The organism is Companilactobacillus jidongensis, assembly GCF_003946575.1.
GTDB lineage: Bacteria > Bacillota > Bacilli > Lactobacillales > Lactobacillaceae > Companilactobacillus > Companilactobacillus jidongensis.
In genome coordinates, this window is record NZ_RHOP01000041.1 from 1 (window position 1) to 1,194 (window position 1,194).

At 47.2% G+C, this 1,194-nt stretch carries 1 protein-coding gene; it reads right to left on the minus strand.

Features of this window, described 5'->3' with window-relative positions:
* Window positions 1-56: 56 nt before the first annotated feature.
* The gene (locus EKM68_RS13520; RefSeq protein ID WP_125551024.1) at window positions 57-1,082 is read right to left on the minus strand and encodes an IS30 family transposase; all 1,026 of its coding nucleotides are present in this window, start codon (window positions 1,080-1,082) and stop codon (window positions 57-59) included.
* Window positions 1,083-1,194 lie beyond the last annotated feature (112 nt).

Here is a 1,194-nt window from a genome sequence, read left to right on the forward strand (position 1 = left end):
CCCAAATTGTCAAATCAAGTGCAACAGTATCGACCTATTCTTATAAATTGGTATAGTTAATCATCTAAATCAATGAATAGTTCACTGGCGCAGTTGTAGTTCAAGCTCCGACGTGGCCGGTGGTTAAGCGCGTCTTGGATTCCTTGGAGCTCAGTGATCGAGATTTCATGGATTGACTTACCTTTGGGAATGTATTCCCGGATCAGACCGTTCTGGTTCTCATTGGTGCCACGTTCCCACGGCGAGTAGGGGTGGGCAAAATAGACGTCAGGTCCAATAACCTGGCTAAGTTGGGCGAACTCACTACCATTGTCGAAGGTGACGCTTTTAAAATATTCAGCGCCATAGTCGTCAATCGTATTCTGTAGTCCTTGTAGGCATGTGGTCGCGTGGTAATCAGGCAACTTAAGGATGATCTCATAGCGACTGACCCGTTCGGTTAGGGTCAGTAATGCAGGTTCACTTTCCACGCGTTTACCTTTGACCAGATCGCCTTCCCAATGACCAAGTACTTGGCGTTCGTTGATCTCAACTGGCCGTTCTTCAATCGATTGACCTAATATCCGCTTGTTCAATCGATCATGGTGCCTGCCCGGGCGTTTTAGTCGTTGACTGAGTTTCTTTGGTAGATCAGAATTTCTAAGCTCAGTGGCCCCGCGATCGATATAGCGATAGACGGTTGAAGTACATGGACATGATAATTCTGGATAGTGGTTTTTAAAGTAGTGAACAAAGCTGTCGACACTATGGACCCTTGGTCGTTGCCGCAGTGCAACCGTCAACTTGGCGAAGAACTGTGGACTTTTAGCTAACATACCGATTGGCCGACTGTTCGCGCGCTGCTTCTTTCGGATAGCTTGCCCAGTTTCGGCGAAGTAGGCTTGATAGGACTTATGGTTAGGGCCAATTTGAGTGGTCAGACCGCGCCGTAATTCGCGACTGATGGTGCTGGGACTGCGGCGGACGATCTCGGCAATCATACGGATAGATAAGCCTTGGTTATGCAAGACCTCGATTTGACCACGCTCATCAAATTGTAGTTGTCGATAATGGCTAGACATGGTACTCTGGGATTGGGTCATGAAGGCACCTACTCTCTTATTTTCTTGGCGATTATAAGAATAGGTCTTCATGGCCTTTTTGTCTATAGTTGGTCTAGTTCATTGGGTGTTGCACTTCAATTGTAAACTCGGC